Source organism: Achromobacter sp. GbtcB20, from assembly GCF_019091095.1.
GTDB classification, from domain to species: domain Bacteria; phylum Pseudomonadota; class Gammaproteobacteria; order Burkholderiales; family Burkholderiaceae_B; genus Achromobacter; species Achromobacter mucicolens.
Genome location: NZ_JAGXJZ010000887.1, coordinates 1 through 237, shown reverse-complemented (window position 1 = coordinate 237; position 237 = coordinate 1). Strand labels below are relative to the sequence as shown.

The following is a 237-nucleotide window of genomic DNA, read 5'->3' as shown; positions in this document are numbered from 1 at the left end:
TGTTAAACTGGCGAAACCGTCTTTTCCTTTAAGAAGGTTTGTTAATGAACCAGATGTCAAGGCGTCAGTTCCTGAAGGTTACAGGCGCCACCATCGCGGGCTCCAGCCTGGCGGTGCTTGGCTTCGCTCCGGCTACGGCACTCGCCGAAGTCCGGCAGTACAAGCTGGCACGCACGACCGAAACCCGCCAGACCTGCCCCTACTGCTCTGTCGGTTGCGGCAATTTGATGTTCGGCC

At 57.8% G+C, this 237-nt stretch carries 1 protein-coding gene; it reads left to right on the top strand.

The annotated features are described in order from the left end of the window. Positions 1 to 44: 44 nt before the first annotated feature. Positions 45 to 237 (top strand): twin-arginine translocation signal domain-containing protein (locus KVT32_RS31520; RefSeq protein ID WP_217619577.1); only part of this gene is annotated, 193 nt, incomplete at its 3' end.